Source organism: Bradyrhizobium sp. 2TAF24, from assembly GCF_052115025.1.
GTDB lineage: Bacteria > Pseudomonadota > Alphaproteobacteria > Rhizobiales > Xanthobacteraceae > Bradyrhizobium_A.
The window spans coordinates 25488-50808 of record NZ_JBFRFW010000022.1 but is presented as its reverse complement, the minus strand read 5'-3'; the positions used below and the strand labels follow the sequence as shown (position 1 = coordinate 50808).

General features: G+C 67.6%; 25 protein-coding genes. 13 read left to right on the top strand and 12 right to left on the bottom strand.

Annotation, left to right across the window (positions count from 1 at the left end; all coding sequences use genetic code 11):
• Positions 1-10: 10 nt before the first annotated feature.
• The 3 genes from dapF to AB4Z37_RS27845 are packed head-to-tail and all read left to right on the top strand — an operon-like array spanning position 11 to position 2725.
• Positions 11-883: a diaminopimelate epimerase gene (gene dapF / locus AB4Z37_RS27855; protein ID WP_441519962.1), complete on the top strand. Its 873-nt coding sequence runs from the start codon at positions 11-13 to the stop codon at positions 881-883.
• A gap of 13 nt (positions 884-896) precedes the next feature.
• Positions 897-2168 (top strand): tRNA (N(6)-L-threonylcarbamoyladenosine(37)-C(2))-methylthiotransferase MtaB, encoded by a 1272-nt coding sequence (mtaB, locus tag AB4Z37_RS27850; protein ID WP_441519961.1) that lies wholly within the window; start codon positions 897-899, stop codon positions 2166-2168.
• 11 nt (positions 2169-2179) lie between these two features.
• Complete coding sequence (locus AB4Z37_RS27845) at positions 2180-2725, top strand: 2'-5' RNA ligase family protein (RefSeq protein WP_441519960.1); 546 nt, start codon at positions 2180-2182, stop codon at positions 2723-2725.
• On the opposite strand, the gene AB4Z37_RS27840 is transcribed toward AB4Z37_RS27845, so the two are convergent.
• On the bottom strand, positions 2676-3395 hold the full coding sequence (locus tag AB4Z37_RS27840) for an RluA family pseudouridine synthase (protein WP_441519959.1): 720 nt from the start codon (positions 3393-3395) through the stop codon (positions 2676-2678). The two genes, AB4Z37_RS27845 and AB4Z37_RS27840, sit on opposite strands and share 50 nt — an antisense overlap.
• Before the next feature lie 52 nt (positions 3396-3447).
• Here AB4Z37_RS27840 and ftsY point away from each other — a divergent pair, with 52 nt between their 5' ends.
• From ftsY to AB4Z37_RS27820, 4 genes are all read left to right on the top strand, one after another.
• Entirely contained in the window at positions 3448-4389 is a 942-nt protein-coding gene (gene ftsY, locus AB4Z37_RS27835; protein WP_441519958.1) for a signal recognition particle-docking protein FtsY, read from the top strand.
• Positions 4390-4459: 70 nt separating this feature from the next.
• Positions 4460-5062 (top strand): septation protein A, encoded by a 603-nt coding sequence (locus AB4Z37_RS27830; protein WP_441519957.1) that lies wholly within the window; start codon positions 4460-4462, stop codon positions 5060-5062.
• Between the two features lie 38 nt (positions 5063-5100).
• Positions 5101-6357 (top strand): aminopeptidase, encoded by a 1257-nt coding sequence (locus tag AB4Z37_RS27825; RefSeq protein WP_441519956.1) that lies wholly within the window; start codon positions 5101-5103, stop codon positions 6355-6357.
• 119 nt (positions 6358-6476) lie between these two features.
• On the top strand, positions 6477-7376 hold the full coding sequence (locus AB4Z37_RS27820) for a sterol desaturase family protein (RefSeq protein WP_441519955.1): 900 nt from the start codon (positions 6477-6479) through the stop codon (positions 7374-7376).
• A gap of 46 nt (positions 7377-7422) precedes the next feature.
• On the opposite strand, the gene AB4Z37_RS27815 is transcribed toward AB4Z37_RS27820, so the two are convergent.
• On the bottom strand, positions 7423-7776 hold the full coding sequence (locus AB4Z37_RS27815) for a ComEA family DNA-binding protein (protein ID WP_441519954.1): 354 nt from the start codon (positions 7774-7776) through the stop codon (positions 7423-7425).
• A gap of 486 nt (positions 7777-8262) precedes the next feature.
• Here AB4Z37_RS27815 and AB4Z37_RS27810 point away from each other — a divergent pair, with 486 nt between their 5' ends.
• Complete coding sequence (locus tag AB4Z37_RS27810) at positions 8263-9195, top strand: phosphatase PAP2 family protein (protein WP_441519953.1); 933 nt, start codon at positions 8263-8265, stop codon at positions 9193-9195.
• 27 nt (positions 9196-9222) lie between these two features.
• On the opposite strand, the gene AB4Z37_RS27805 is transcribed toward AB4Z37_RS27810, so the two are convergent.
• From AB4Z37_RS27805 to ccmA, 6 genes are all read right to left on the bottom strand, one after another.
• Positions 9223-9840, bottom strand: coding sequence for a DsbE family thiol:disulfide interchange protein (locus AB4Z37_RS27805; RefSeq protein WP_441519952.1), 618 nt, complete (start codon positions 9838-9840; stop codon positions 9223-9225).
• Entirely contained in the window at positions 9837-10004 is a 168-nt protein-coding gene (gene ccmD, locus AB4Z37_RS27800; RefSeq protein ID WP_441519951.1) for a heme exporter protein CcmD, read from the bottom strand. Before ccmD ends, AB4Z37_RS27805 begins: the two co-directional genes overlap by 4 nt.
• An 8-nt stretch (positions 10005-10012) precedes the next feature.
• Positions 10013-10744 carry a heme ABC transporter permease gene (locus tag AB4Z37_RS27795; RefSeq protein ID WP_441519950.1) on the bottom strand — a complete coding sequence of 244 codons (732 nt, stop codon included), beginning with the start codon at positions 10742-10744 and terminating at the stop codon, positions 10013-10015.
• A gap of 114 nt (positions 10745-10858) precedes the next feature.
• Positions 10859-11926 carry an amidohydrolase family protein gene (locus AB4Z37_RS27790; protein WP_441519949.1) on the bottom strand — a complete coding sequence of 356 codons (1068 nt, stop codon included), beginning with the start codon at positions 11924-11926 and terminating at the stop codon, positions 10859-10861.
• 155 nt (positions 11927-12081) lie between these two features.
• Positions 12082-12741, bottom strand: a complete 660-nt coding sequence (gene ccmB, locus AB4Z37_RS27785) for a heme exporter protein CcmB (protein ID WP_441519948.1) — start codon at positions 12739-12741, stop codon at positions 12082-12084.
• The gene (gene ccmA, locus AB4Z37_RS27780; protein WP_441519947.1) at positions 12738-13352 is read right to left on the bottom strand and encodes a heme ABC exporter ATP-binding protein CcmA; all 615 of its coding nucleotides are present in this window, start codon (positions 13350-13352) and stop codon (positions 12738-12740) included. Before ccmA ends, ccmB begins: the two co-directional genes overlap by 4 nt.
• 364 nt (positions 13353-13716) lie before the next feature.
• On the opposite strand from ccmA, the gene acnA reads away from it, so the two are divergent.
• The 3 genes from acnA to AB4Z37_RS27765 all read left to right on the top strand — a co-directional run bounded on the left by acnA (position 13717) and on the right by AB4Z37_RS27765 (position 18317).
• Positions 13717-16437, top strand: a complete 2721-nt coding sequence (gene acnA / locus AB4Z37_RS27775; protein WP_441519946.1) for an aconitate hydratase AcnA — start codon at positions 13717-13719, stop codon at positions 16435-16437.
• Positions 16438-16566: 129 nt separating this feature from the next.
• Positions 16567-17349, top strand: a complete 783-nt coding sequence (locus AB4Z37_RS27770) for a DUF1223 domain-containing protein (RefSeq protein ID WP_441519945.1) — start codon at positions 16567-16569, stop codon at positions 17347-17349.
• Positions 17350-17945: 596 nt separating this feature from the next.
• Entirely contained in the window at positions 17946-18317 is a 372-nt protein-coding gene (locus AB4Z37_RS27765; RefSeq protein ID WP_441519944.1) for a DUF2794 domain-containing protein, read from the top strand.
• Positions 18318-18329: 12 nt separating this feature from the next.
• On the opposite strand, the gene AB4Z37_RS27760 is transcribed toward AB4Z37_RS27765, so the two are convergent.
• Both AB4Z37_RS27760 and AB4Z37_RS27755 read right to left on the bottom strand, forming a co-directional pair.
• Positions 18330-18854, bottom strand: a complete 525-nt coding sequence (locus tag AB4Z37_RS27760; RefSeq protein WP_441519943.1) for a GNAT family N-acetyltransferase — start codon at positions 18852-18854, stop codon at positions 18330-18332.
• Positions 18855-18953: 99 nt separating this feature from the next.
• On the bottom strand, positions 18954-19745 hold the full coding sequence (locus AB4Z37_RS27755) for a Bax inhibitor-1/YccA family protein (RefSeq protein ID WP_441519942.1): 792 nt from the start codon (positions 19743-19745) through the stop codon (positions 18954-18956).
• Between the two features lie 429 nt (positions 19746-20174).
• Between AB4Z37_RS27755 and AB4Z37_RS27750 the strand changes: the two genes are divergently transcribed.
• On the top strand, positions 20175-21218 hold the full coding sequence (locus AB4Z37_RS27750; protein WP_441519941.1) for an esterase: 1044 nt from the start codon (positions 20175-20177) through the stop codon (positions 21216-21218).
• 33 nt (positions 21219-21251) lie between these two features.
• Here the strand turns inward: AB4Z37_RS27750 and AB4Z37_RS27745 are convergent, their stop codons facing one another.
• Positions 21252-23837: an ABC transporter permease gene (locus AB4Z37_RS27745; protein WP_441519940.1), complete on the bottom strand. Its 2586-nt coding sequence runs from the start codon at positions 23835-23837 to the stop codon at positions 21252-21254.
• Positions 23834-24574, bottom strand: a complete 741-nt coding sequence (locus tag AB4Z37_RS27740) for an ABC transporter ATP-binding protein (RefSeq protein ID WP_441519939.1) — start codon at positions 24572-24574, stop codon at positions 23834-23836. The genes AB4Z37_RS27745 and AB4Z37_RS27740 overlap by 4 nt, the downstream gene beginning before the upstream one ends.
• Between AB4Z37_RS27740 and AB4Z37_RS27735 the strand changes: the two genes are divergently transcribed.
• Positions 24573-25286, top strand: coding sequence for an arylesterase (locus tag AB4Z37_RS27735; RefSeq protein ID WP_441519938.1), 714 nt, complete (start codon positions 24573-24575; stop codon positions 25284-25286). The two genes, AB4Z37_RS27740 and AB4Z37_RS27735, sit on opposite strands and share 2 nt — an antisense overlap.
• The last annotated feature ends 35 nt before the right edge of the window (positions 25287-25321 follow it).

Sequence of the window (25321 nt, the reverse complement as noted above, 5' to 3'; positions counted from 1 at the left end):
AAGGGATGTCATGAGCGCGCTCGCCAACCACAGCTTCGTCAAGATGAACGGCATCGGCAACGAGATCGTCGTCCTCGACCTGCGCGATTCGGCTGTTGCGGTCAGCGCGGCGGAGGCGCGGGCGATCGCGGCGCCGGCCGGCGTGCCCTACGACCAGTTGATGGTGCTGATGCCGCCGCAGCTGCAGGGCACGGAAGCGTTCATCCGCATCTACAACAACGACGGCTCGGAGGCGGCGGCGTGCGGCAATGGCATGCGCTGTGTCGCGCGGCGCGTGTTCGAGGCGACCGGCAAGAGCGCGCTGACGTTCCAGACCCGGGCGGGCCTGCTGAACTGCTGGCAAGGGCCGGCCCCGGGCACCTACACCGTCGACATGGGAGCGCCGCGGCTCGGCTGGAAGGACATTCCGCTCGCCGAGGAGTTCCGCGACACCCGCGCCATCGAGCTGCAGATCGGCCCGATCGATGCGCCGGTGCTGCACACCCCGTCGGTGGTCAGCATGGGTAATCCCCATGCCATCTTCTGGGTCGAGGACGTCAACGCCTATGACCTCGGCCGTTTCGGGCCGCTGCTGGAAAACCACCCGATCTTTCCCGAGCGGGCCAACATCACGCTCGCCGATGTCGTCGATCGCGACCATATCGTGATCCGCACCTGGGAGCGCGGCGTCGGCCTCACCAAGGCCTGCGGCTCCGCCGCCTGCGCCACCGCTGTCGCGGCCGCGCGGCTGCGGCGTGCCAACCGCAAGGTGAGGATCACGCTGCCGGGCGGCGACCTCGTGATCGAATGGCGCGAGGGCGACGATCACGTGCTGATGACCGGCGCTGCCGATTTCGAGTTCGAGGGCCGGTTCGATCCGGCGCTGTTCGCCAACCTGGCGTGAAATCTGGCATGAGATGACCATCGACGTCGTCACGTTCGGCTGCCGCCTCAACGCGTTCGAATCCGAGGTGATTCGCCGCGAGGCGGCCGGTGCGGGCCTCGCCGACACCATCGTGGTCAATACCTGTGCCGTGACCAACGAGGCGGTGGCGCAGGCGCGCCAGCACATCCGCAAGCTCAAGCGCGCGCGGCCGCAGGCCCGCATCGTCGTCACCGGTTGCGCCGCACAGACGCAAGGGCCGATGTTCGCCGCCATGGCCGAGGTCGACCGGGTACTCGGCAACGACGACAAGATGCAAGCGTCCGCCTGGCGCGCGACCCGCGCAGCGTTCGCAGCGCCCGCATTCGGTGTCGCGGCGGCGCCGAAGATCGCGGTGTCCGACATCATGGCGGTGCGCGAGATGGCGCCGCATCTCGTCGACGGTTTTGGCGCCGGCCAGCCGCGCGCCTTCGTGCAGGTGCAGAACGGCTGCGACCATCGCTGCACATTCTGCATCATTCCGTTCGGCCGCGGCAATTCGCGCTCGGTGCCGATGGGCGCGGTGGTCGATCAGGTGCGCACGCTGGTCGCGGCCGGCCATGCCGAGATCGTGCTCACCGGGGTCGACCTCACGAGCTATGGCGCGGACCTGCCGGGCACGCCGAAGCTCGGCTCGCTGACGAAGCAGATCCTGCGCCACGTGCCGGAGCTGCGGCGGCTGCGCATCTCCTCGATCGATTCGATCGAGGCCGACCGCGACCTGCTCGACGCCATTGCCGACGACGCGCGGCTGATGCCGCACCTGCACCTGTCGCTGCAGGCGGGCGATGATCTGATCCTCAAGCGCATGAAGCGGCGGCACTCCCATGCCGATGCGGTCGCGTTCTGCGCCCAGGTGCGGCGGCTGCGGCCCGACATGGTGTTCGGCGCCGACATCATCGCAGGCTTCCCGACCGAGACCGAGGCGATGTTCGCGCGCTCGCTCGACCTCGTCGACGCCTGCGACCTCACCTTCCTGCATGTGTTTCCCTACTCGCCGCGTCCGGGCACCCCGGCGGCGCGGATGCCGCAGGTCGAGGGTCGCGCCATCCGCGACCGCGCGCGGCGGCTGCGCGAGGCGGGCGATCATGCGCTCGGCCGCCGGCTCGCCGCCGATGTCGGCATGACCCGTACCGTGCTGATCGAGAGCGCGAGCCAGGGCCGCACCGAGCACTTCCTGCCGGTCGCGATCACCGGCGCGACACCCGGCACGATCCGGCCGCTGACCATCTCCGGGCATGACGGCGCCCGGCTGCGCGCCGCCTGAAGGTCTGAAGGATGGCTTACGCGATCAGCCTGCTGCTCGACGACAACGCCGCGGACAGGATTCGCTGGCATTGGCAATTGCTCGCCGCCACCGGGTTGTCGCGTTCGATGCTCGAACTCGGCTATGCGCCGCACCTCACGCTCGCGGTCTGTGATCAGCTCGATGTCGCCGCGGCCGAGCATGCGCTGGAGCAGCTGTTCGCCGGCCGGTCGGTGATCGACGTCGCGCTGACCGTCGTTGAGACCTTCGCGGCGAGCGGCGTGATCTTCGCCGCACTCGCCGAATCCGCCGAGCTGCGGCAGCTGCAGGCCGAGGTGGTGGCGGCCCTGCCTGGCGCGGTGCGGCCGGACTACCAGCCGCATGCCTTTACACCGCATGTCACGCTGGCGACGGGGCTCTCGCCGACCTCGCTGCAATTGGCGCGGCAGCTGTTCGAGCAGTACTGGGGTTCGTTCGCTGGACGTTGTGAGATTGCCGAGCTTGCTGAGTTCGTGCCGGTGACGTCGCTCAGGCGCTGGGTGCTGGCTCCAGCGCGTCCGTCCAGCCGCACGCCTTGAGCCGTTCCTGCAGATGGGCCGGCACCGGCGCGACGACTTCGACCGGCGGCTTGTTCTTCGACAGCGGGATGACAATGGCGCGGGCATGCAGGTGCAGCGACGGCTCGCCGAAGCGCGGGCCGTTGCCATAAATATTGTCGCCGACGATCGGCCAGCCCATCGCCGCACAATGCACGCGCAACTGATGGGTGCGGCCGGTGATCGGTTCGAGCTCCAGCCATGTCAGATTGTCGCTGCGGCCGCGCACCCGCCAGGTCGTCTGCGACGGCAGGCCGGCGGGATCCGGTTTCTGCCACCAGCCGCGCTCCTCGCTGCGCGGCGCCAGCGCGATGTCGATCTCGCCGGCATCATCGGTCGGGCCGCCCTCGACCACGGCCCAATAAGTTTTCGTCACCTTGCTGTGCTTGAACAGCAGGCCGAGCGACGCCGTGGCTTTGCGATGCCGCCCCAAAACCAGGCAGCCCGAGGTGTCGCGGTCGAGCCGGTGCGCCAGCACCGGCGGGCGTGGCAGGCCGAAACGCAGGGCATCGAACGACGCTTCCAGGTTCGGCCCGCCCTTGGGGCCGCGATGCACCGGAATTCCCGCCGGCTTGTCGATCACCAGCATGAGGCCGTCGCGATGAAGCACGCGGGCCTGGATCTGTTCCGGGGTGAGCTGCGGTGTATCCATGGAGGAATGGTGACTTTCGTTTGGTCCGGGAAACGGCTAACACGGCGGGATCATGAGCGATAGCACAGAGCAACCCAAGCAGAGCTGGTGGCGGCGGCTGTCCAGCGGCCTGAAGCGGACGTCGAATTCGATCGGCAGCGCGGTCGCCGACCTCGTCACCAAGCGCAAGCTCGACCGCGCCATGGTCGAGGACATCGAGGACGTGCTGTTGCGCGCCGATCTCGGAACCGAGGTGGCGGCGCGGATCGCGGGTGCGGTCGGTCATGGCCGCTACGACAAGGCGATCTCGGCCGACGAGGTCACGACGGTGGTCGCCGCCGAGGTCGAGAAGGTGCTGGCGCCGGTGGCGAAGCCGCTCGAGATCGATGGGGCGCACAGGCCGTTCGTCATTCTGGTGGTCGGCGTCAACGGTTCGGGCAAGACCACCACCATCGGCAAGCTCGCGGCGAAGTTCGCACAGGAAGGCCGCAAGGTGATGCTCGCCGCCGGCGACACCTTCCGCGCCGCGGCGATCGAGCAGCTCAAGATCTGGGGCGAGCGCACCGGCGCGCCGGTGGTGGCGCGCGAGCACGGCGCGGACGCCGCGGGGCTGGCGTTCGACGCGCTGACCGCGGCGAAGACCGACGGCCGCGATATCCTGCTGATCGATACCGCCGGCCGGCTGCAGAACAAGGCCGAGCTGATGAACGAGCTCGAGAAGGTGGTGCGGGTGCTGCGCAAGGTCGACGCCACAGCGCCACACGCGGTGCTGCTGGTGCTCGACGCCACCGTCGGCCAGAACGCGCTGTCGCAGGTCGATGCCTTCCAGAAGACGGCCGGTGTCACCGGTCTCGTCATGACCAAGCTGGACGGCACGGCGCGTGGCGGCATCCTGGTGGCGCTCGCCGAGAAGTACAAGCTGCCGGTCCATTTCATCGGGGTCGGCGAGGGCGTCGACGATCTCGCTCCGTTCACCGCGGCGGATTTTGCCCGCGCGGTCGCGGGACGGGACTGACCGGCGCGACCGGCGGCGGGCACACCGCGGCCGGTGACCAAACCATGCTCATGACAGGCGCAATCGATCAATGAACAAGAACGTCCCGCATCCGCTGTTCAAGCTCGCCACCGAACTCGGTCCGCTGGTGGTGTTCTTCATCGCCAACGCCAAGGGAAACCTGTTCATCGCCACCGGCGCCTTCATGGTTGCCTTCGTTGTGGCGATGGCGGCGTCGTACATCGTCACGCGGCATGTGCCGCTGATGACCCTCGTGTCCGGTGCCATCGTGCTGGTGTTCGGCACGCTGACGCTGGTGTTCCACGACGAGACCTTCATCAAGGTCAAGCCGACCATCATCTACGGCCTGTTTGCGGTGACGCTCGGGGGCGGCCTGCTGTTCGGTCGCTCCTTCATCGCCATCATGTTCGACCAGGTGTTCAACCTGACCCCGGAGGGCTGGCGTCAGCTGACGCTGCGCTGGGCACTGTTCTTCCTGTTCATGGCGGTGCTCAACGAGGTGATCTGGCGGACCCAGAGCACGGACTTCTGGGTCAGCTTCAAGGCGTTCGGCGTGGTGCCGCTGACCATGATCTTCGCCATGCTGCAGATGCCGCTGGTCAAGCGCTATCATCTGGAACCCGCCACCGCCGAGGCCAGTGACACCGAGCGCGGCAAGACCGGCAAATCCTGAATCGCTTCAACCGCTCATTCAAGGTCGAGAGAACGTCCATGACCATCGAAGCCGCCCGCACGCCTCTGCTCTCTCACGACGAACGCCTCGATCGCCTCGCCGAAGTCGCCATCCGGGTCGGGCTGCAGCTGCGCGCCGGCCAGGAGCTGGTGATGACCGCGCCGGTCGATGCGCTGCCGCTGGTGCGGCGGATCACCGCGCAGGCCTACAAGGCCGGTGCGTCGCTGGTCACGACGCTGTTCTCGGACGACGAGGCGACGCTGTCGCGCTTCCGCTATGCGCCGGACGGCAGCTTCGACAAGGCGAGCAACTGGCTTTACGACGGCATGGCCACGGCGTTCCGTAACGGCGCCGCGCGGCTCGCGGTGGTTGGCGAGGATCCCTCGCTGCTGTCGGAGCAGGATGCGCAGCGGGTGGCGCGCGCCAATCGCGCGCGCTCGGCCGCGTACAAGCCGGCGCTCGAGCTGATCGTCAATTTCGACATCAACTGGAGCATCGTGTCCTATGCGACGCCGGCCTGGGCGCAGGCGGTGTTCCCGAACGATCCGCCGGAGGTCGCGCTGGCGCGGCTGTGGGATGCGATCTTCGCCGCCTCGCGTGTCGATGGCACTGACCCGGTCGCGGAGTGGGCGCGGCACAACGCCGCGCTCGACAAGCGCACCGGCTATCTCAACGGCAAGCGCTATGCGGCGCTGCATTTCCGCGGGCCGGGCACCGACCTGACGGTCGGCCTCGCCGACGACCACTGGTGGGAGGGCGGCGCCTCCACCGCGAGGAACGGCATCGTCTGCAACGCCAACATCCCGACCGAGGAGGTGTTCACCACGCCGCACCGGCTGCGGGTGGACGGCATTGTGCGCAGCACCAAGCCGCTGTCGTATCAGGGCACGCTGATCCAGGATATCGCGGTGCGGTTCGAGGGCGGTGCTATCGTCGAGTCGCAGGCGCGCACCGGCGCCGACGTGCTGGCGAAGGTGCTCGCGACCGACGAGGGCGCGCGGCGGCTCGGCGAGGTGGCGCTGGTGCCGCATTCGTCGCCGATCTCGAACAGCGGCATCCTGTTCTACAACACGTTGTTCGACGAGAACGCGGCGAGCCACATCGCGCTCGGGCAGGCCTACACCAAGTGCATCCGTGACGGCGACAAGCTGTCGCCGCCGGAACTCGCGGAGAAGGGCGCCAACACCAGCCTGATCCACATCGACTGGATGATCGGTTCCGGCGAGATCGACGTCGACGGCATCGCCGCCGATGGCCAGCGCGAGCCGCTGATGCGCGGCGGCGAGTGGGCGTGATCCCAATCTGTCGCGAAGGCTAATGCTTTCTTAATCGCCGCCGGGGCAATCTGCCGCCGCGCCTGCCCGACGCGGGCGCTGGCGCGCCCCTTCGGCTGCGCGCCCCGGAGGCCCGGCCGATGTCGATCACTGCCTATCTCCAGCCGCTGCTCTGGGCCGTGGTCTTCACGCCGGCCGAATACCTGTTCTGCGCCTATCCGCTGGTGCTGTTCAGCCGCGAGCGCCGCCAGAACATCCTGCTGCTGCTGTTCAACCTGACCGTCACCGCACTGCTCGGCGGCGCCGTTGCGGGGCTGGTCTATCTCGCCGTCGATGCCGTGGTGCCGGCCGGGTTCAGTACGCCGGTGGCGGCGTGGCCGTTCTGGCTGCAGGTGGTCGCGTGCGTCGTGCTGGCGGATTTCGGCATCTATGTCAGCCACCGCCTGATGCACACCCCGCTGCTGTGGCGCTTCCATGAGGTGCATCACAGCGCCGAGGAGATGAACTGGATGGTGGCTTATCGCTTCCATCCGGTCGACCTGACCATCACCGGCATCTTCACCTCGGTGCCGCTGCTGGTTGTCGGCCTGCCCCTGGAGGCGATCGCGGCCGCCAAGGCCGTGCACGGCGTGCAGGCGATGCTGAGCCACGCCAATGTCAGCTGGGGGTTCGGCCCGCTGCGGCGGATCGTCGTCGATCCGCGCTTCCATCACTGGCATCACGCCAACGAGCGCGACGCTTATGATCGCAATTTCAGTGCGCTGCTCGTGGTCTGGGACTGGCTGTTCGGCACGCTGTACGTGTCGGAGCGGCCGCGGGCCGCGGTGTTCGGTGCCGGCGACATGGCCCGGCGCGGCTTCTTCCATCTGCTGGTCGATCCGTTCAGGCCGCCCGCTGCACCACCCGCCGGCGACGCGGCGCCTGTGCTGGCGAACGCGCCGGCACTGGCGCCGACTGAAACCGTCATGACGGATAGCGCCACGGCGACGAGCGAGGCGCGACAAACGGCTGGCCCGGCGGTGGTGACCGCCGGGCATTGACGTTCACGGGCGTGGCGCGCTGCTGCGACGCCATCCCTGTCGGTCATCAGCTCTTCTGCTTGGCGATGATCTTGTCCTTGATGCCGTCATAGGTCTTCTGGGGCAGAATGTTCTTCTGCACCAGCTCGTCCTTGCCCTTGTAGGGCCGGCCCTTGATGATCGCGGCCGAGTAGGCCTTGCCGATGCCGGGCAGGGCATCGAGTTCATCGGCGGTCGCCGCGTTGATGTCCAGCAGGTCGGTCTTGGCCGCTGCCGCCGGAGCCATCTTGCTTGCGGGGGCCGGTGCGGGCGCAGGCGCCATTTTCGACGTGCCGGTGGCGGGAGCCGCGGTCTGGGCCATCAGCGGCGAGGCCGCGATCAGACCGAGGGCGGTGATTGCTGCAAGCGTGAAACGACGCATCAGAGTTGTCCCTCCAGAGGACCAGAAAAGAGGGCGAAGGGTTTGCTGAGTGCTTCGCCCGAAGTGCCGCCGCCACGATGGCGCCGACACCCGTAGCGAAACGCCGCTTTGGGGCGGCGCCGTGGCCGCCAGATGAACCGCAGATAAATGTGCGAAATATTTTAGGAGCTTAGCGCGCATTTCCGGATATTGCGGGGCCTCGTTCCCGACCTGCGCGATGGTCCGCGGGATGTCGCCGGCGTGGCCGGACCTCACGGCTTCCCGGTCGAAAGCGGGCTCGCCCTTAAAAGCATGTTTAGGAATGCGCCCTATCTCCTGCGGGCTGGGATCGCAGCTTCAGGTCGCGCCATGTCTTCGGTCTTTGATGTCGCAGAGCGTGCCAGGGCGGCGGCCGACAAAGGGGGCACCTCCGATTCCTCCGGCCTGCGCGATGTCGTCGGCCGCTGGCTGATGTTCAGCGACTGTGGCGCGGCTGCGCAGCGTCACATGGCGATCGTCTGGTGCTGCGTCGTGGGATGCATTGTCGCCGATGCGGCATGGCTGCCGAACTCCAGGCTCTCCTTCGCGCCATCAAACTGGATCAGTCTCCTGCAGGGCATCGGCGGCTGCGTGCTTGCCGGAGCTTTTTTCACGATCGCATTCAGCCGTGTCAGCGGCGACGCGCGGCGTCCGGCCGTCGTGCTGCGCCGTGCGCTGGCGGCAACGGAGCTGATGTGGCGGACGGCGCTGCCGATCGGCGCGCTGCTGACGGCTGGCGTGTCTCTGAGTTACCTCGCGACGGCGGCAGACCTGCCGCTGCAGGATGCCGTGCTGGCCCGCATCGACCGTGCCCTCGGCTTCGACTGGCCGCGCTTTCTGGATCTGACGAACGCCAGCCCGGTGCTCGCGACAGCGCTGGTCAGGGTCTATGAAACGATCGGTGAGGTCGCCAAGCTGGTGATCGTCTGGTTGGCTTTGACCCGGCGCGGCGAGCGTATTGCGGAATTGCTCGCCGTTCTCAGCCTCAGCGCGGTCGGACTGTGCATCGGCACCTGCCTGTCGCCGGCGGCGGGTGCTTTCGCATATTACGATCCTGCGCCGCAGCTGTTCGGGAATTTCGCCGCGTCGGGGGAGATGTGGCCTTTTGCTCGCACGTTCGCGATGCTGCGCGACGGATCACTTTCGGTGATCGATCTCTCCGCGCTTCAAGGCGTGGTCAGCTTCCCCTCGTTCCACACCATGCTCGGCGTCATGACCGTCTATGCGCTGCGCGAGACGCGCTGGCTCATGATCCCAGTCTTGCTGCTGAACGGAACGATGATCGTGTCGACGCTGCCTGTCGGAGGCCATCATCTTGCCGATGTCCTGGCCGGTGCGGGACTGACGTTCGCAGCGATTGCGCTGGTGCGCCGCATGGCGCGGAATCAGGCCATCGGCTGACGCGGTGAGCGCACAGCTATCGCAGGCTTAGGCTCCCGCACCGATGGCCTTGAGAATCTCGGCTTTCAGGACGCCGTCGATGTTCTCGGGGGTGATCGGGCCGACCAGCTTGTAGGCGATGCGGCCGTCGCGGCCGACCACGAAGGTTTCGGGGACGCCGTAGACGCCCCATTCGATCGAGGCGCGGCCGTTGGGATCGACGCCGACGCGGTTGAACGGATTGCCGTAGCGGCCGAGGAAGCGCCGCGCGTTGTCGGGCGCGTCCTTGTAGTTGATGCCGATCACCTGCAGGCCCTTGGCCTGCAGCGTCTTGTCCTTGCCGAGCGCGAGCAGCAGCGGCGCTTCGTCATGGCAGGGCACGCACCACGACGCCCAGACGTTGACCAGGCTGACCCGGCCCTTGAGCGCGGCGGGATCGAGGCCGGGCACCGCCGTGCCGCCATCGGTCAGGCCCTCCAGCGGCGCCAGTGCGGTCTGCGGCGCGGGACGGCCGATCAGGGCGGAGGGAATGCGCGAGGGATCGCCGGAGCCGAGGCGGAACCAGAAGATCGCGGCAAGGCCCGCGAACACCACCAGCGGCGCGGCGACCAGCCAGGAGCGTCGGCGCGCGGAAGGGGTCGGGCTTTGCGGCGGGGCCGTGGTCATGCCGCCTCGCGTCCCGAGCGCCGCGTCACGCCGCTCGCCTCGAGGTCGCGCAGGGTCGCCTGCTGGCGGCGGTGGTCGGCCATCACCCAGACGATCAGTGCCAGCACCACCAGGGCGGCGACCGCGTAGGATCCGACAATGAAGGTGGCATAGGGGCCGAGCATGGCGGCGCTCACACGGGCTGCTGGCTGGCCTGCAGCATCTGCAGGGTGCGGACCCGTCGCCGCAGGATCTCGTTGCGCATCGCCGCGATGTGCAGTGTGACGAACAGCAGCGTGAACGCCACCGCCATGATCAGCAGCGGCCGCAGGAACGCAGGATCGAGGGTCGAACCGCCCATCCGCAGCACCGAGGCGCCCTGGTGCAGCGTGTTCCACCAGTCGACCGAGAACTTGATGATCGGCAGGTTGACGGCGCCGACCAGCGTCAGCACCGCGGCGGCGCGGCCGGCGCGGGAGGGATCCTCCACCGCATGCCACAGCGCCATCAGGCCGAGATACATCAGGAACAGGATCAGCACCGAGGTCAGCCGGGCGTCCCATTCCCAGTAGGTGCCCCACATCGGCCGGCCCCACAGCGAGCCGGTGACGAGGGCGAGGAAGGTGAACGCGGCGCCGAGCGGCGCGGCGGCCTTGGCGGCGACGTCGGCGAGCGGATGGCGCCACACCAGCGTGCCGAGGGAGGCGACGCTCATCACGCCCCACACGAACATCGACAGCCAGGCATTGGGCACATGGATGAACATGATCTTGACGGTCGCGCCCTGCTGGTAGTCGTCGGGCGCCACGTAGGACTGCTGCAGGCCGACCAGCAGCAGGATCACGGTGGCGGCGGCCAGCCATGGCAGCGCTCGCCCGGCCAGCGCCAGGAAACGAGTGGGGTTCGCGAGATCGATCAGAGCCATGGGCGGCCTTATAGCAGAACGGCCGGCAATGTCAGGCGCGGCGCAATGACGTTGCGGTGACGGATTTGGGTGGACGGGATGCGCCGCGGTGCTTCCGAAGCGAAACGCGATCCATCATCCGCGCAACCGCGGCAACAGGCCGAGCGCATTGTCGCGCTCGATCCGGCGCAGGTCTGGCGCCAGCACCTTGCAGCCGGCGAGGCCGGTGACATGCTCGAGGCTGGTGCGATACGGAAAATCGGTTCCGAACAGGATCTGCGTCGGCTCGACCAGCTGGCGCAGGGCGCCCATCGCCGCGGGATTGGACGACTGCGCAGTGTCGTAGAAGAAGCGCTGCAGCGGCGCCCGCACGCCGCCCGGCAGCATCTTGGCGGCCTGCGGCATCCGCGCCAGCACCTCGAAGCGCTCGATCAGGAACGGCATCGCGCCGCCGGCATGGGAAAAGATGAACCGGATGTCCGGCCAGCGCTCCGCGGCGCCGGAGAAGATCAGGCTGGCGATGGTGCGCGTGGTGTCGGTGCCGTATTCGATCACGCTGTCAGGGATGTAGGGAATGAGGTTGCCGCAGCAGGCGGTGGTGTTCGGATGCACCGAGACCACGGCCTTGCGGCGGTTGAGCTCGTCGAACACCGGCACGAACAGCGCATCGCCAAGCCATTTGCCGTCATAGCTGGTGAACACCGAGACGCCGTCGGCCTTCAGCGTGTCGAGGGCGTAGGCGATCTCGCCGAGCGTGGCGTCGGCATTGGGCAGCGGCAGTGCCGCGAACGAACCGAAGCGGCCGGGATTGTCGGCGATCAGCCGCGCCATGTAGTCGTTGCAGCCGCGCGCCAGCCTGGCGGCGGCAGCGGCATCGCCGAACCACAGGCCGGGCGTGGAGATCGACAGCACCGCGGTCTGCACGCCGGCGGCGTCCATGTCGTCGAGTGATTTGGCGAGCGACCAGTTTGCAGCCGGCACCGGCAGATGCGCCTTGCCGGTGATGGCGGTGACGTAGTCCGGCGGCGTCAGGTGATGGTGCACGTCGATGCGGAACGGCACTGTCGCGGTCTGCGCGCGGGCGGCATGGTGCAGGCCGACGGCGCTCGCCGCGAACGCCGCGCCGCCCGCCAGCATCTGGCGGCGGCTGAGGCAGCAGCCGCAAGTGGCGGCCGTGGGGCGGCGGACAGCGGAATCGGTCATCGTATCGTGGTCTCTGCGGGCGTTCGGCGGGCGGTCCGGCACGGACCGGAGAGGCTCTGGTGCAGGCACAGTCGGGTGTTTTTGCGGCACAAGGTTGTGCCCCGTCAATGAACAACGCAGGATAGGGTCTTAAGTCCTGCTCTTAAGTCCAGCCCTCAATCCAATCCCTGGCGCAGCGAGGCGGCCGCGGCGACCGGCCCGACCACGAGGCCGACCAGCGACAGCGCGGCGAGGATCGACAGCGGCGCGCCGAACTCCGCCCCGGGGGTGGCAACAGCGCTGGAGGCGGCGACGCCGAAAATCAGCACCGGGATCGACAACGGCAGCACCAGCACCGCGAGCAGCAGGCCGCCGCGGCGCAGGCTCACCGCGAGGGCGGCACCGATCATGCCCGTCAGGGTCAGCGCCGGCGTGCCGATCAGCAGCGTCAGCGCCACCGCGCCGGTGGCCGCCAGGTCGAGGTTGAGCAGCAGGCCGAGCACCGGGGAGGCGACGATCAGCGGCACGCCGGCGGCGATCCAGTGCGCGATCGCCTTCGCAAGGCACGCCAGTTCCAGCGGCTGGCGCCCCATCAGGATGAGGTCGAGCGAGCCGTCCTCATGATCGGCGGTGAACAGGCGGTCGAGGGTCAGAAGGCTGGCCAGCAGCGCGCCGAGCCACAGGATCGCCGGGCCGAGGCGGCGCAGCAGCGCCAGGTCGGGGCCGAGCGCGAACGGGATCAGCACCACCACGGCGAGAAAGAACAGCACGCCGGTCAGCGCGCCGCCACCGGCGCGCAGGGCCATGCGAAGGTCGCGGCGGATCAGTGCAATCATGCGGCGCGGCCGATTCGCTGTTCGCGCGCGGTGATGCCGAGCGGGCCGTGGGTGGCGGCGATGACGAGGCCGCCCTGCGTCAGATGGCCGGACATCAGCCGTGCGATCAGCGCCTGGCCATCGGCGTCGAGCGCCGAGGTCGGCTCGTCCAGCAGCCACACCGGTCGTTTGACCGCGATCAGGCGGGCCATCGACAGCCGCCGCCGCTGCCCTGCCGACAGGGTCGCGGCCGGCAGCCGGGCGATATGGGCAAGGCCGGCGGTGGCGAGGCTGGCATCGAGCGTGTTGCGTTCGCCGCCGAGGAAATCCAGCCAGAAGGCGAGGTTTTCCTGCACGGTCAGGGTCGGTTTGAGCGCATCGCGGTGGCCGAGATAGTGGATCTGCTCGGCCAGCGAGAGATCGGTCGCAGGATTGCCCTCGATGGCGATTCGCCCCTGCGCGGCCGGCAGTAGCCCGGCGATCAGGCGCAGCAGCGACGACTTGCCGGCACCGTTGTGGCCGGTGACCGCGAGCGCTTCTCCTGCGGTCACCTCGAAATCCAGCCCGGCAAACACCTCGCGCCCGCCGCGAATGCAGGTCAGGCCGGTGCCGGAAAGACGCGTGATGCTCATCGCCGCCTTTCTAAGCAGGATGCCGGCAAAAGGGTATCGGTTTCGAGCTGCGGGCCGACGCGCCGCAGCGGCCGTACCGCTGACGACGATGCGCCGATGGGATTGGACTTCGACATTGCGGGCAGCGGAGGACCAGAAACAGCGGCGAGCCATATCTGGTTCGTATGGCAAACGCATTCGTATTAGTCTTGGCGACTACTTTAAAAACATTATAAACCGGGGTCGACGGTGCCTTGAGTTGTGCTGGTGGGAGGCTTTTTGTGTCCTCCGATCCCCCCGCATGCTAGGGTATCAAGATACCTCAGACTGCCCCCGAGACTACCCCACGGGTGTCCTTCCCACGTCCCAATCAGGATTGCCTCACATGAGTTCGCTTGACAGCTTCAAATGCCGGAAGACCCTCAAGGTCGGCGCCAAGACGTATGTCTATTACAGCCTGCCGACCGCGGAAAAAAATGGTCTCAAGGGTATTTCGCGGCTGCCGTTCTCGATGAAGGTGCTGCTGGAGAACCTGCTGCGGAACGAGGACGGCCGCTCGGTCAAGAAGGAAGACATCCTCGCGGTGGCGAAGTGGCTCAAGAAGCGCAAGCTCGAGCATGAAGTCGCCTTCCGCCCGGCGCGTGTGCTGATGCAGGACTTCACCGGCGTGCCGGCGGTGGTCGATCTCGCGGCGATGCGCAACGCGATGCAGTCGCTCGGCGGCGACGCCGAGAAGATCAACCCGCTGGTTCCCGTCGACCTCGTCATCGACCACTCGGTGATCGTCAACTTCTTCGGCAACAACGCCGCCTTCGGCAAGAATGTCGCCGAAGAGTACAAGCAGAATCAGGAGCGCTACGAGTTCCTGAAGTGGGGCCAGAGCGCGTTCTCGAACTTCTCCGTCGTGCCTCCGGGCACCGGCATCTGCCACCAGGTCAACCTCGAATACCTCGCCCAGACCGTCTGGACCAAGAAGCAGAAGATGACTGTCGGCCGCAAGACCGGCACCTTCGAGGTCGCCTATCCGGACACGCTGGTCGGCACCGATTCGCACACCACCATGGTCAACGGCCTCGCCGTGCTCGGCTGGGGCGTCGGCGGCATCGAGGCGGAAGCCGCGATGCTCGGTCAGCCGCTGTCGATGCTGCTGCCGGAAGTCATCGGCTTCAAGCTCAAGGGTGAGCTGAAGGAAGGCGTCACCGCCACCGACCTCGTGCTCACCGTCACGCAGATGCTGCGCAAGAAGGGCGTGGTCGGCAAGTTCGTCGAGTTCTTCGGCCCGGGCCTCGACCATCTCTCGGTCGCCGACAAGGCCACCATCGGCAACATGGCGCCGGAATACGGCGCGACCTGCGGCTTCTTCCCGGTCGACAAGGAAACGATCGATTACCTGAAGATCTCCGGCCGCGCCGCGCCGCGTGTCGCGCTGGTCGACAAGTACGCCAAGGCGCAGGGCCTGTTCCGCACCGCCAAGACGCCGGATCCGGTGTTCACCGAGACGCTGGTGCTCGACCTTGGCGACGTCGTGCCGTCGCTCGCCGGTCCCAAGCGCCCCGAGGGCCGTGTCGCGCTGCCGGCGGTCGCCGAAGGCTTCGCCAACGCGATGGCGGGCGAGTACAAGAAGGCCGACGACGCCGCCAACCGCTACGCCGTCGAAGGCCGCAAGGACGACCTCGGCCACGGCGACGTCGTGATCGCCGCGATCACCTCCTGCACCAACACCTCCAACCCGAGCGTGCTGATCGGCGCGGGCCTGCTCGCCCGCAACGCCTTCGCGAAGGGCCTCAAGGCCAAGCCGTGGGTCAAGACCTCGCTCGCCCCGGGCAGCCAGGTGGTCGCCGAGTATCTCGCCAATTCGGGCCTGCAGAAGGATCTCGACAAGGTCGGCTTCAACCTCGTCGGCTTCGGCTGCACCACCTGCATCGGCAACTCGGGCCCGCTGCCGGAAGACATCTCGAAGTCGATCAACGACAACGGCATCGTCGCCGCCGCCGTGCTGTCGGGCAACCGCAACTTCGAAGGCCGCGTGTCGCCGGACGTGCAGGCGAATTACCTGGCGTCGCCGCCGCTGGTCGTTGCCTACGCGCTCGCCGGCACGGTGACCAAGGACCTCACCAAGGAGCCGATCGGTACCGGCAAGGACGGCAAGCCCGTCTACCTCAAGGACATCTGGCCGACGACGAAGGAGATCAACGCCTTCATCAAGAAGTTCGTCACGTCGAAGATCTTCAAGAAGAAGTATGCCGACGTGTTCAAGGGCGACACCAACTGGCGCAAGATCAAGACCACGGCCAGCGAGACCTATCGCTGGAACATGAGCTCGACCTACGTGCAGAACCCGCCTTACTTCGAAGGCATGAAGCAGGAGCCGGAGCCGGTCACCGACATCGTCGATGCCCGCATCCTCGCGATCTTCGGCGACAAGATCACCACCGACCACATCTCGCCGGCGGGCTCGATCAAGCTGACGTCGCCGGCCGGCAAGTACCTGTCCGAGCACCAGGTGCGCCCTGCCGACTTCAACCAGTACGGCACCCGCCGCGGCAATCACGAGGTGATGATGCGCGGCACCTTCGCCAACATCCGCATCAAGAACCAGATGCTGAAGGGCGCCGACGGCAACATCCCGGAAGGCGGTCTGACCAAGCACTGGCCGGACGGCGAGCAGATGACGATCTACGACGCGGCCATGAAGTACCAGGAAGAGAAGGTGCCGCTGGTGGTGTTCGCCGGCGCCGAGTACGGCAACGGCTCGTCGCGCGACTGGGCGGCCAAGGGCACCCGTCTGCTCGGCGTCCGCGCCGTGGTCTGCCAGAGCTTCGAGCGCATCCACCGCTCGAACCTCGTCGGCATGGGCATCCTGCCGCTGACCTTCGAGGACGGCACCTCCTGGCAGTCGATCGGTCTGAAGGGCGACGAGCAGGTCACGATTCGCGGCCTGCAGGGCGACCTCAAGCCGCGCCAGACGCTGGAGGCGGAGATCGTCTCGGCTGGCGGCGCGGTCAAGCGCGTGCCGCTGCTGTGCCGCATCGATACCCTGGACGAGCTGGAATACTTCCGTAACGGCGGCATCCTCCAGTACGTGATCCGGCAGCTCGCGGCCTGATCGGCTCAAGACGCCCTCACCGCGAAGTGAGTGGCAGGTGAATGGAAGGCGGCTTATGAAAAAGCCGCCTTCTTTTTGAGGGGGGCAGGGACATTGGTGGAGAAGGCGCTCCCCGCGTCTGACGTTCGGATGGGCATCATCACCGTCGAAGACCGCAAATTGCCGCTGCAGGATCTCGCGTCGCTGCGCTTGTCGGCGCTGTTCGGCGTCTGCCTCGCCATCCTGTTCGGCGCGCGGGCGCAGGCCGACCCCCGCGCGGTCGTCGAACTGTTCACCTCGCAGGGCTGTTCGTCATGCCCGGCGGCGGACAAGGTGCTGGGTGAGCTCGCCAAGGACCCGTCGATTATCGCGATCAGCATGCCGATCGACTACTGGGACTATCTCGGCTGGAAGGACACGCTGGCCAACTCGCGCTTCTCCGCGAAGCAAAAGGCCTATTCCCACATGCGCGGCGACCGTGAGGTCTACACGCCGCAGGTGGTGGTGAACGGCGCGATGCATGTGCTCGGCAGCGATCGCTCCGGCATCGAGGACGCGGCGACACGCACCCGCGCCGAAGGCGGCGTGATGTCAGTGCCGGTGTCGATCAAGCAGGCCGACAAGCAGCTCAATGTCTCGGTCTCCGCCGGCAACAGCGCAGCGGAGCGCGGTGAGGTGTGGGTCTGCGCGATCTCGCGCTCGGTGCCGATCCGGATCGGGCGTGGCGAGAACCGCGGCCAGGAGGTCACCTACTACAACGTCGTGCGCAACTGGCTGAAGGTCGGCGACTGGACCGGCAAGCCCGGCAGCTGGACCGTGCCGCTGGAAAACATCAAGGGCGACGGCGTCGACGCCGCGGTGGTGTATGTCCAGGACGGCAGCCGCGAGAAACCGGGCCTGATGCTCGGCGCCGCCTATACGGCGCTGCACTGACCTCGCCGGGCGTGTTGCCGCGCACCGTGCGTTCACGTCGATCATCGAACAGCGTCGGACACAGCGGCTGTGGTGCACGAGCATCGCAGCGTGTGACGCGTCGTGGCGGCGATGACGTCAGTCGTGATGAGATGAAGAGCGAGATGAGATGAAGAGCGGGCCCCGCCGATCGGCGCGGGCGCATGCCGCGTCAACGCAGGCAATGCGAAAAACAACAAGCTGAAAACAAAAAAGGCCAACTCGCGTTGGCCCGAAGTTCACCTTTCAAGGTCCTGCGAATAGGCCCGGCTCCGACGACCCCGGGGGGCTGGGGGCTGAGGAATCCGGTGCCGAAGGAACCGGGCCAACGCAGTATCTTCTTATCGCCAGTCACAGCGGCATCGGCTTGACCGAAATTGGGCGCTTTCATGATTTAGCTGACATCGCCGTGAGTGCACGCAAGTGAGCGACTAACTCCCGGTGATGAAAGGATGTTTCACCGATCCGGCGATCGGTGGCGACGCCTTGCCGCAGCGCTGGCGATGTTGTGATGCGAAGGGCTTGCAGAGCAGCGCGGCCGGACCGATCATGTCGAACGGATGACAGGAGAGCGCAGCATGGACCTGATCGCGGGGGATACCGAGCCTGGCGAGAGCCGCGGGACGGAGCGCACAGCCGCATCCGTCCCGTCTCAAAGCCGGGTCACGTTCAATCGCCTGGAGCTCAATCGCATTCTCAACCTGTACGGGCGCATGGTCGCCGAAGGTGAGTGGCGCGACTATGCAATCGATTTTCTGAAAGACTGTGCGGTGTTCTCGATCTTCCGGCGCGCATCGGAGGTTCCGATCTACCGCATCGTGAAAGATCCCAAGCTGGCGCGCCGCCAGGGTGCCTACAGCGTCGTCGCCCAGGGCGGGCAGATCCTGCGCCGCGGGCACGAGCTCGATCGCGTGCTGCTGGTGATCGACCGCAGGTTGTCGCTGGTCTGACGATACGCGCGGTTATGGCGCGGTGCTGGCGCCGGGGCCGAGTTCCCGCTGCATCATCACGGTGTCCAGCCAGCGGCCGAACTTGAAGCCGACATTGCGATGGACGCCGACCATCTCGAAGCCGGCGCGCGTGTGAACGCCGATCGAGGCGGCGTTGGCCGAATCGCCGATCACCGCGATCATCTGGCGGAAGCCGCGCTCGGCCGACGTCTCGATCAGCGCGGTGAGCAGCTTCAGTCCGATGCCGCGGCGCCGCGCCTCCGGCGGCAGGTACACCGAGTTCTCGACCGTGAAGCGATAGGCCGGCCGCGGCCGGTAGGGGCCCGCATAGGCGTAGCCCATCACCTGCCCGTCTGCGATCGCGACGACATAGGGAAAGCCCGCGCCGGTCAGGTTGCCGAAGCGGGTGGTCATGTCGGCGAGATCGGGCGGGGTGAGCTCGAAGGTCGCGGTGCCGGTGCGGACCGCGTGATCATAGATCGCCGTGATGGCGGGAAGGTCGGCCGCGGCGGCCGGCCGGATCAGGACATCGGACATGCGGCTACTGTGAATCGCCGGCGCTCAAAAGAAAAGCCCCGGCGCTGAGGCCGGGGCTTTGTGTGTCCGAGGAATTTTCCGATTCCAGTCGTGTCCGGATCAGTCGCGCTGTCCGAGCAGCTGCAGCAGCAGCGTGAACAGGTTGATGAAGTTCAGGTACAGCGACAGCGCTCCGGTGATCGCCGCCCGCTCCGCGACATCGCCGCCGGCGCTGGCGTAGCCGTAGATGTACTCGTTCTTCAGGCGCTGGGTGTCCCAGGCGGTGAGGCCGGCGAACACCAGCACGCCGATCACCGACACCACGAACTGCAGCGCCGATGAGGCGATGAACAGGTTCACCAGGCTGGCGATGATGATGCCGAACAGGCCCATCATCAGGAACGAGCCCATGCCCGACATGTCACGCTTGGTGGTGTAGCCGTACAGGCTCAGCGCACCGAACGAGGCGGCGGTGATGAAGAACACGCGCACGATCGAGGTGTGGGTGTACACCAGGAAGATCGACGACAGCGACAGGCCCATCAGCGCCGAGAACGCCCAGAACAGCATCTGGGCCGTTGCCGGCTTCAGCCGCTGGATGCCGAAGGAGATGACGAACACCATCACCAGCGGGGCGAGGATGAACAGCCACTTCAGCGGGCTGACGAACATCGCGACACCGAACGACGTCAGCATCGCGTTGCCGACACGGCCGGCGGCGGCGCCGGCGTCTGTGGTCACGGCCGCCATGTACACGCCGAGCGCGGCAAGGCCGGTGATGGCCAGGCCGATCGCCATGTAGTTGTAGATCTTCAGCATGTATGCGCGCAGGCCAGCGTCGACGGCCACGGCATCTGCCCGCCCGGCGGCCCGGCCGAACGGCGAAGCATAGTTACGGTCCAAGTCCGACATGGTCGAAACCTCGTTGTTGTCCGGCGCACACTGGGTCAGGGCTGCCGGGGCGAAATGTATCCCAGATGCAGTCGTCCGGTGATATTAATTTTGCGTTAGCAAAACGGTCGGTCGGCCCGGCATCTGTCCCATCGGATATGTGGGAAAATAATACATCTGGCGCAACCTTCCATGCGCGGCTGAATGTCGCGAAACCGCGGAAAAGCCGACCGCGATACCGCACTCGGCTGCTTCAAATTGTCGTCGGCACGCCGTTCGAACCCGCCGGCAGAACCTGAACGCGGCGATGCGGCCGCGCCGCCGGCCCCCATGCAAACCGTGAATTAGTCCCACGTGCAACTCGGCATTGCGGCCGGCCTGCCAAGCCGGCAGATTTGCGACAACGGCCGATGCGATTGGCCGGGACAAAGGGGCAAGGGGGAGGATCACGTGTTGCGAGGACATCTCACCGCCGCGATGGCGTTCGCGGCGATGTTGGCGGCCAGCTCAGCGCGGGCCGAGGAGCCGATCACGCTGCGGGCAATGGGCTCGTTTCATGTCGGCGGCCGCCTGGTGGAGCTGACCGGCAAGCCGGTGAAGGAGATGGCGTTGACCCCCGGCGGCGTGCCAGCGCGGTTCGACCCCAACGGCACCTACCAGGTCGAGCAGATGTACGTGCAGTACTTCCTGCCGGCGCGCGAGGTCGGCACGGTGCCGATCCTGTTCTGGCATGGCGGCGGCATGACCGGGGTCAATTTCGAGACCACGCCGGACGGCCGGGAGGGCTGGCTGAACATGTTCGTGCGCAAGGGCTGGGGCGTCTACGTCTCGGACGCGGTGGAGCGCGGGCGCGCAAGCTGGGCGCAGTATCCCGACATCTTCAAGGGCGAGCCGCTGTTCCTGACCACCAGCAACCCGTTCACGCGCTTCCGCATCGGCGACGGACCGGACAGCTACGATCCGGATCCGGCCAGGCGACGGCTGCTGCCTGGCAGCCAGTTTCCGAACGACGGTTATGAGAATTTCGTCAAGCAGATCGTGCCGCGCTGGACCACCACCGACGACGCGACGCTCGCGGCCTATCTCGCCGAGATCGACCGGGTGTGTCCCTGTGTGATCCTGTTTCACAGCCAGGCCGGCCAGTTCGGCTTCAAGGCGGCCCAGGCGCGGCCCGGCAAGGTGAAAGCCCTGGTCGCGGTCGAGCCCGCCGGTGTCGGCGATCCGGCGAAGGTGGATGCGCTGAAGGGCATTCCCACCCTGATGATCTATGGCGACTTCATCGCCGAGGACGCGCGCTGGCCGAAGATCCGTGCGAGCGGTGTCGCCTTCGCGGAGGCGATCCGCGGCGCCGGCGGCCATGTCGATGTCGTCGACCTGCCGGCCATCGGCATCAAGGGCAACTCGCACATGATGATGATGGACAGGAACAACGCCGAGGTCGCCGGCGTGATCGAGGCGTGGCTGGCGAAGAACGGCCTGACGCGCGCGCCGTGAACTTGTCAGCTTGGCGTCAGGTTGGTGTGACGGCTACAGGTTGCGCAGCACCGGCGCCGGCTTCTGGTTGAGCGCCGACAGTGTGCCGAGCAGCCCGAGGCCGACGGTCACCGCCAGCGCCGCCAGCACCACCAGGGCGGCGCTGCCGGCCTGCCAGGTGAAGCTTAGCGTCATCAGGCGGGTGACGATCAGCCAGGCCGCGACCGAGCCCGCGATCACCCCGAACACCGCGGTGGCAAGGCCGATCAGCAGATATTCGAGTGCGTAGGCGCCGATCAGGCGTGCCCGCGTGGCGCCCAGCGTCTTCAGGATCACCGCGTCATAGACGCGGTGGCGATGGCCGGCCGCGAGCGCTCCGCCCAGCACCAGCACCGCGGCGACCAGGGTGATGCCGCTGGCGCCGCGAATCGCCAGCGCGAGGTTCTCCACCACGTCGCCGACGGTGCGCAGCGCGTCGCGCACGCGCACGCTGGTGACCATCGGATACTTCGCGGCGACCGCCTTGATGATCGCGGCGTCGCCGGCGGCGCTGGGATGCGGCTCCGACAGGGTGGCGAGATGGGTGTGCGGCGCGCCGGCGAAGGTCTTCGGCGTGAACACGAGGACGAAGTTGATGCCGAGACTCTGCCAGTCGACGTCGCGCAGGTTGCTGATGGTCGCGGTGATGTCGCGGCCCAATACGTTCACGGTCACGGTGTCGCCGAGCTTGAGGCCGAGGCCGTCGGCGATCTTCTTTTCCATCGAGACCAGCGGCGGGCCGTTGTAGTCGCTCGTCCACCAGCTGCCCTCCACCACCGTGGAGCCTTGCGGCACCTCGTTGGTGTAGGTGAGGCCGCGGTCGCTCTGCAGCACCCATTCGGCCTTGCTGGTGGGCTTGAGGTCCTCGGCCTTGACGCCATTGGCGGCGGTGATGCGTCCACGCAGCATCGGCACCCGCTCGACATGGGCGCCGGGCGCGACGGACTGCAGGAAGTCGCCGAAGCGGCCGGCCTCCGGTGCGGGAATGTCGACGAAGAAGAACGACGGCGCGTGGTCCGGCAGGGCAGCCAGGAACTGGCGGCGCAGATTGCCGTCGATCTGGGCAATGGTCACCAGCACGGTCAGCCCGAGGCCGAGGGAGAGCACCACCGACGGCGTCAGTGCGCCGACACGGTGGATGTTGCCGATGGCGAGCCGCAGCATGGTCGTGCGCGGGCGCGGCAGGCTGCGCGCGATCAGCATCACGAGGCCCGCGACCAGTCGCAGCAGCACGAACACCACCACGGACGCGGCCACGAAAACCGCGGCCACCAGCTTGTCGTAGGCGAGCCCGATCGCGATGGCGACCAGCAGTGCGACGATGACGGTCATCAGCAGCAGGTAGCGCCGGCGCGGCCAGCGCCACTCGCTCGCCGTGGTGTCGCGGAACAGCCGCGCCACCGGGACGTCGTGCACGGTGGCGAGTGGCCACAGGCCGAAAGCGAGCGCAGTCAACAGCCCGTAGAGCAGCGACAGGGCGAGCTCGCCGAGATGCAGCGACGGCTCGATCGGCAGCGGCAACAGCCGGCCGAAGCCGTGGGCGATGACGAATGGCAGCGCCGCGCCGACGGCGAGGCCGATCAGCGAGCCGATCACCGCCAGCACCACCACCTGCATCAGGTAGATCGCGAACACGTCGCGGCCGGGCGCGCCCAGCGATTTCAGCGTCGCGATGGAATCGCGGCGGCGGTCGATGTGGCTCTTCACCGCATTGGCGACGCCGACACCGCCGACCAGCAGCGCGGCGAGGCCGACCAGCGTGAGGAATTGGGTGAAGCGGCCGATCGAGCGTTCGAGCTGCGGCGAGGCGTTGGCGCGCGAGCGGATGTCCCAGCCGGCCTCCGGCAGCGCGGCGCGGGCGTCCGCGATCAGCGCCTCGGCCGCGCGGTCGTCGCTGCCGGCCTCCGGCAGCTTCATGCGGTAGGTCCAGCGCACCAGGCTGCCGGGCTGCAGCAGGCCGGTGGCGCGCAGGCCGTCGACGCCGATCAGGAAGCGCGGCCCGAAGCCGACGCCGCCGGCGAGCTTGTCCGGCTCGGCGTCGATCGCGGTGGTGATGATGAAATTCGCGCCCGCGATGCTGACGCGGTCGCCGACCTTGAGGTCGAGGCGGGCCAGCAGGGTAGGGTCGGCGGCGGCGCCATAGACGCCATCCCGCGCGGCAAGCGCGTCGGCGATCGGCATGGCCGGCGACAGCGTCGGGTGCCCCAGCATCGGATAGTTGCCGTCGACCGCCTTGAGTTCGACGAGGGCGAGTTCGCCGCTCTGCGCACGCACCATGCCGCGCAGCGTCGCCGCCACCGAAACGCGGCCGTGGGTGTCGAGGAAGGTGCGTTCCTGGGGCGTCGCCTCGCGCTGGATCAGCGCGAACGCGACGTCACCGCCGAGCAGTGTGCGGCCTTCACGGGCGAGGCCATCGGCCAGGCTCGCCGCCACCGAGCCGACACCGGCGATCGCCATCACGCCGAGCGCGATGCAGGCGATGAAGACATAGAAGCCGCTGAGGCCGCCGCGCAGCTCGCGCAGCGCATAGCGCAGCGCCAGCGGGCCGATCCAGGGACGGGGCGGCGCCGTGGCCGCGGTGCGGTCGAGGGCGAGGGTCATGATGCGGGCGCCGTCTCGCTGCGGTGGCGGCCCATGACGGCGTCCTCGGCGTGGCCCGAGCGCAGCCGCACCACGCGGTCGCAGCGCCGCGCTAGGGTGGCGTCGTGGGTCACCAGCACCAGCGTCATGCCGCGCTCGCGATGCTTGGCGAACAGCATGTCGACGATCTGCGCGCCGGTGGTCTCGTCGAGATTGCCGGTCGGTTCGTCGGCGACCAGAATGGCCGGATCGGGCGCGAGCGCGCGGGCCAGCGCCACGCGCTGCTGCTCGCCGCCGGAGAGCTGCGCGGGATAGTGGTGCAGCCGTTCGCCGAGGCCGACCGCGGCGAGCTCGCGCGCGGCGCGGTCCGTGGCATCGGTGCGGCCGGCAAGCTCGAGCGGCACCGCGACATTCTCCAGCGCGGTCATCGTCGGGATCAGGTGGAACGACTGGAACACGATGCCGATCTGGCGGCCGCGGAAGCGCGCCAGCCCGTCCTCGTCGAGCCCATTGAAAGACACGCCGTTGACCACCACTTCGCCATCATCGGGCCGTTCCAATCCGGCCATGACCATGAGCAGCGTGGACTTGCCGGAGCCCGACGCGCCGATCAGGCCGACGGCCTCGCCCGCGCCGATGCGCAGGCTGACGCCTTTGAGGATATGCACCCGCGCGGCGCCCTCGCCGAGCGAGAGGTTGACGTTGGTGATGGAAATGGTGTCCGGAAGGAGCGGCGAGGGTGCGATGAGACTGTCCATGAATCCGTCATATGGGCGTTTTTGCCGCGTGGTCGAGGGGCCGCGGCGCAGCTTTCTCGCAGCCGTGATGGCAGCGGCGTTGGGAGCTTTGATGGCAATGGCGGGGCCGGCGCTGCCGCAGGCCGCGGCGCCGGGCGCGGCAAAACCGCTCAGGCTCGTGGTGCTGGGTGATTCGCTGACCGCCGGCTATGGCCTGCCGGCCTCCGCGGCATTCCCTGTTCGTCTTCAGAAAGCTTTGAAAGACAAAGGGATAGAGGTCGAGGCGATCAATGCCGGGGTGTCCGGCGACACCTCGTCCGGGGGCCGTGATCGGCTCGACTGGTCGATCCCGGACGGCACCCAGGCGGTGATGGTCGAGCTCGGCGCCAACGACGCCCTGCGCGGCATCGATCCTGCGGTCACCCGTGCAGCGCTCGACGAGATCATCACGCGGCTCAAGGCGCGGGGCATCGCGGTGATGCTGTGCGGCATGTATGCACCGCGCAACTACGGCCCGGACTATGTCGCGAAGTTCGATCCGATCTACCCCGAGCTTGCGAAGGCGCACGACGTGCCGCTGTATCCGTTCTTTCTCGATGGCGTTGCGGGCAACGCCAAGCTGACCCAGCCGGACGGGCTGCATCCGACGGCCGAGGGCGTCGATGTCATTGTCGAGCGCATCCTGCCGACAGTGCAGGCCTTCCTCGGCAAGGTCGCTGCGGCCAAGAGCTGAAGCGCAGAGGCGCGCGCGTTTCGATCGCGGGGAGT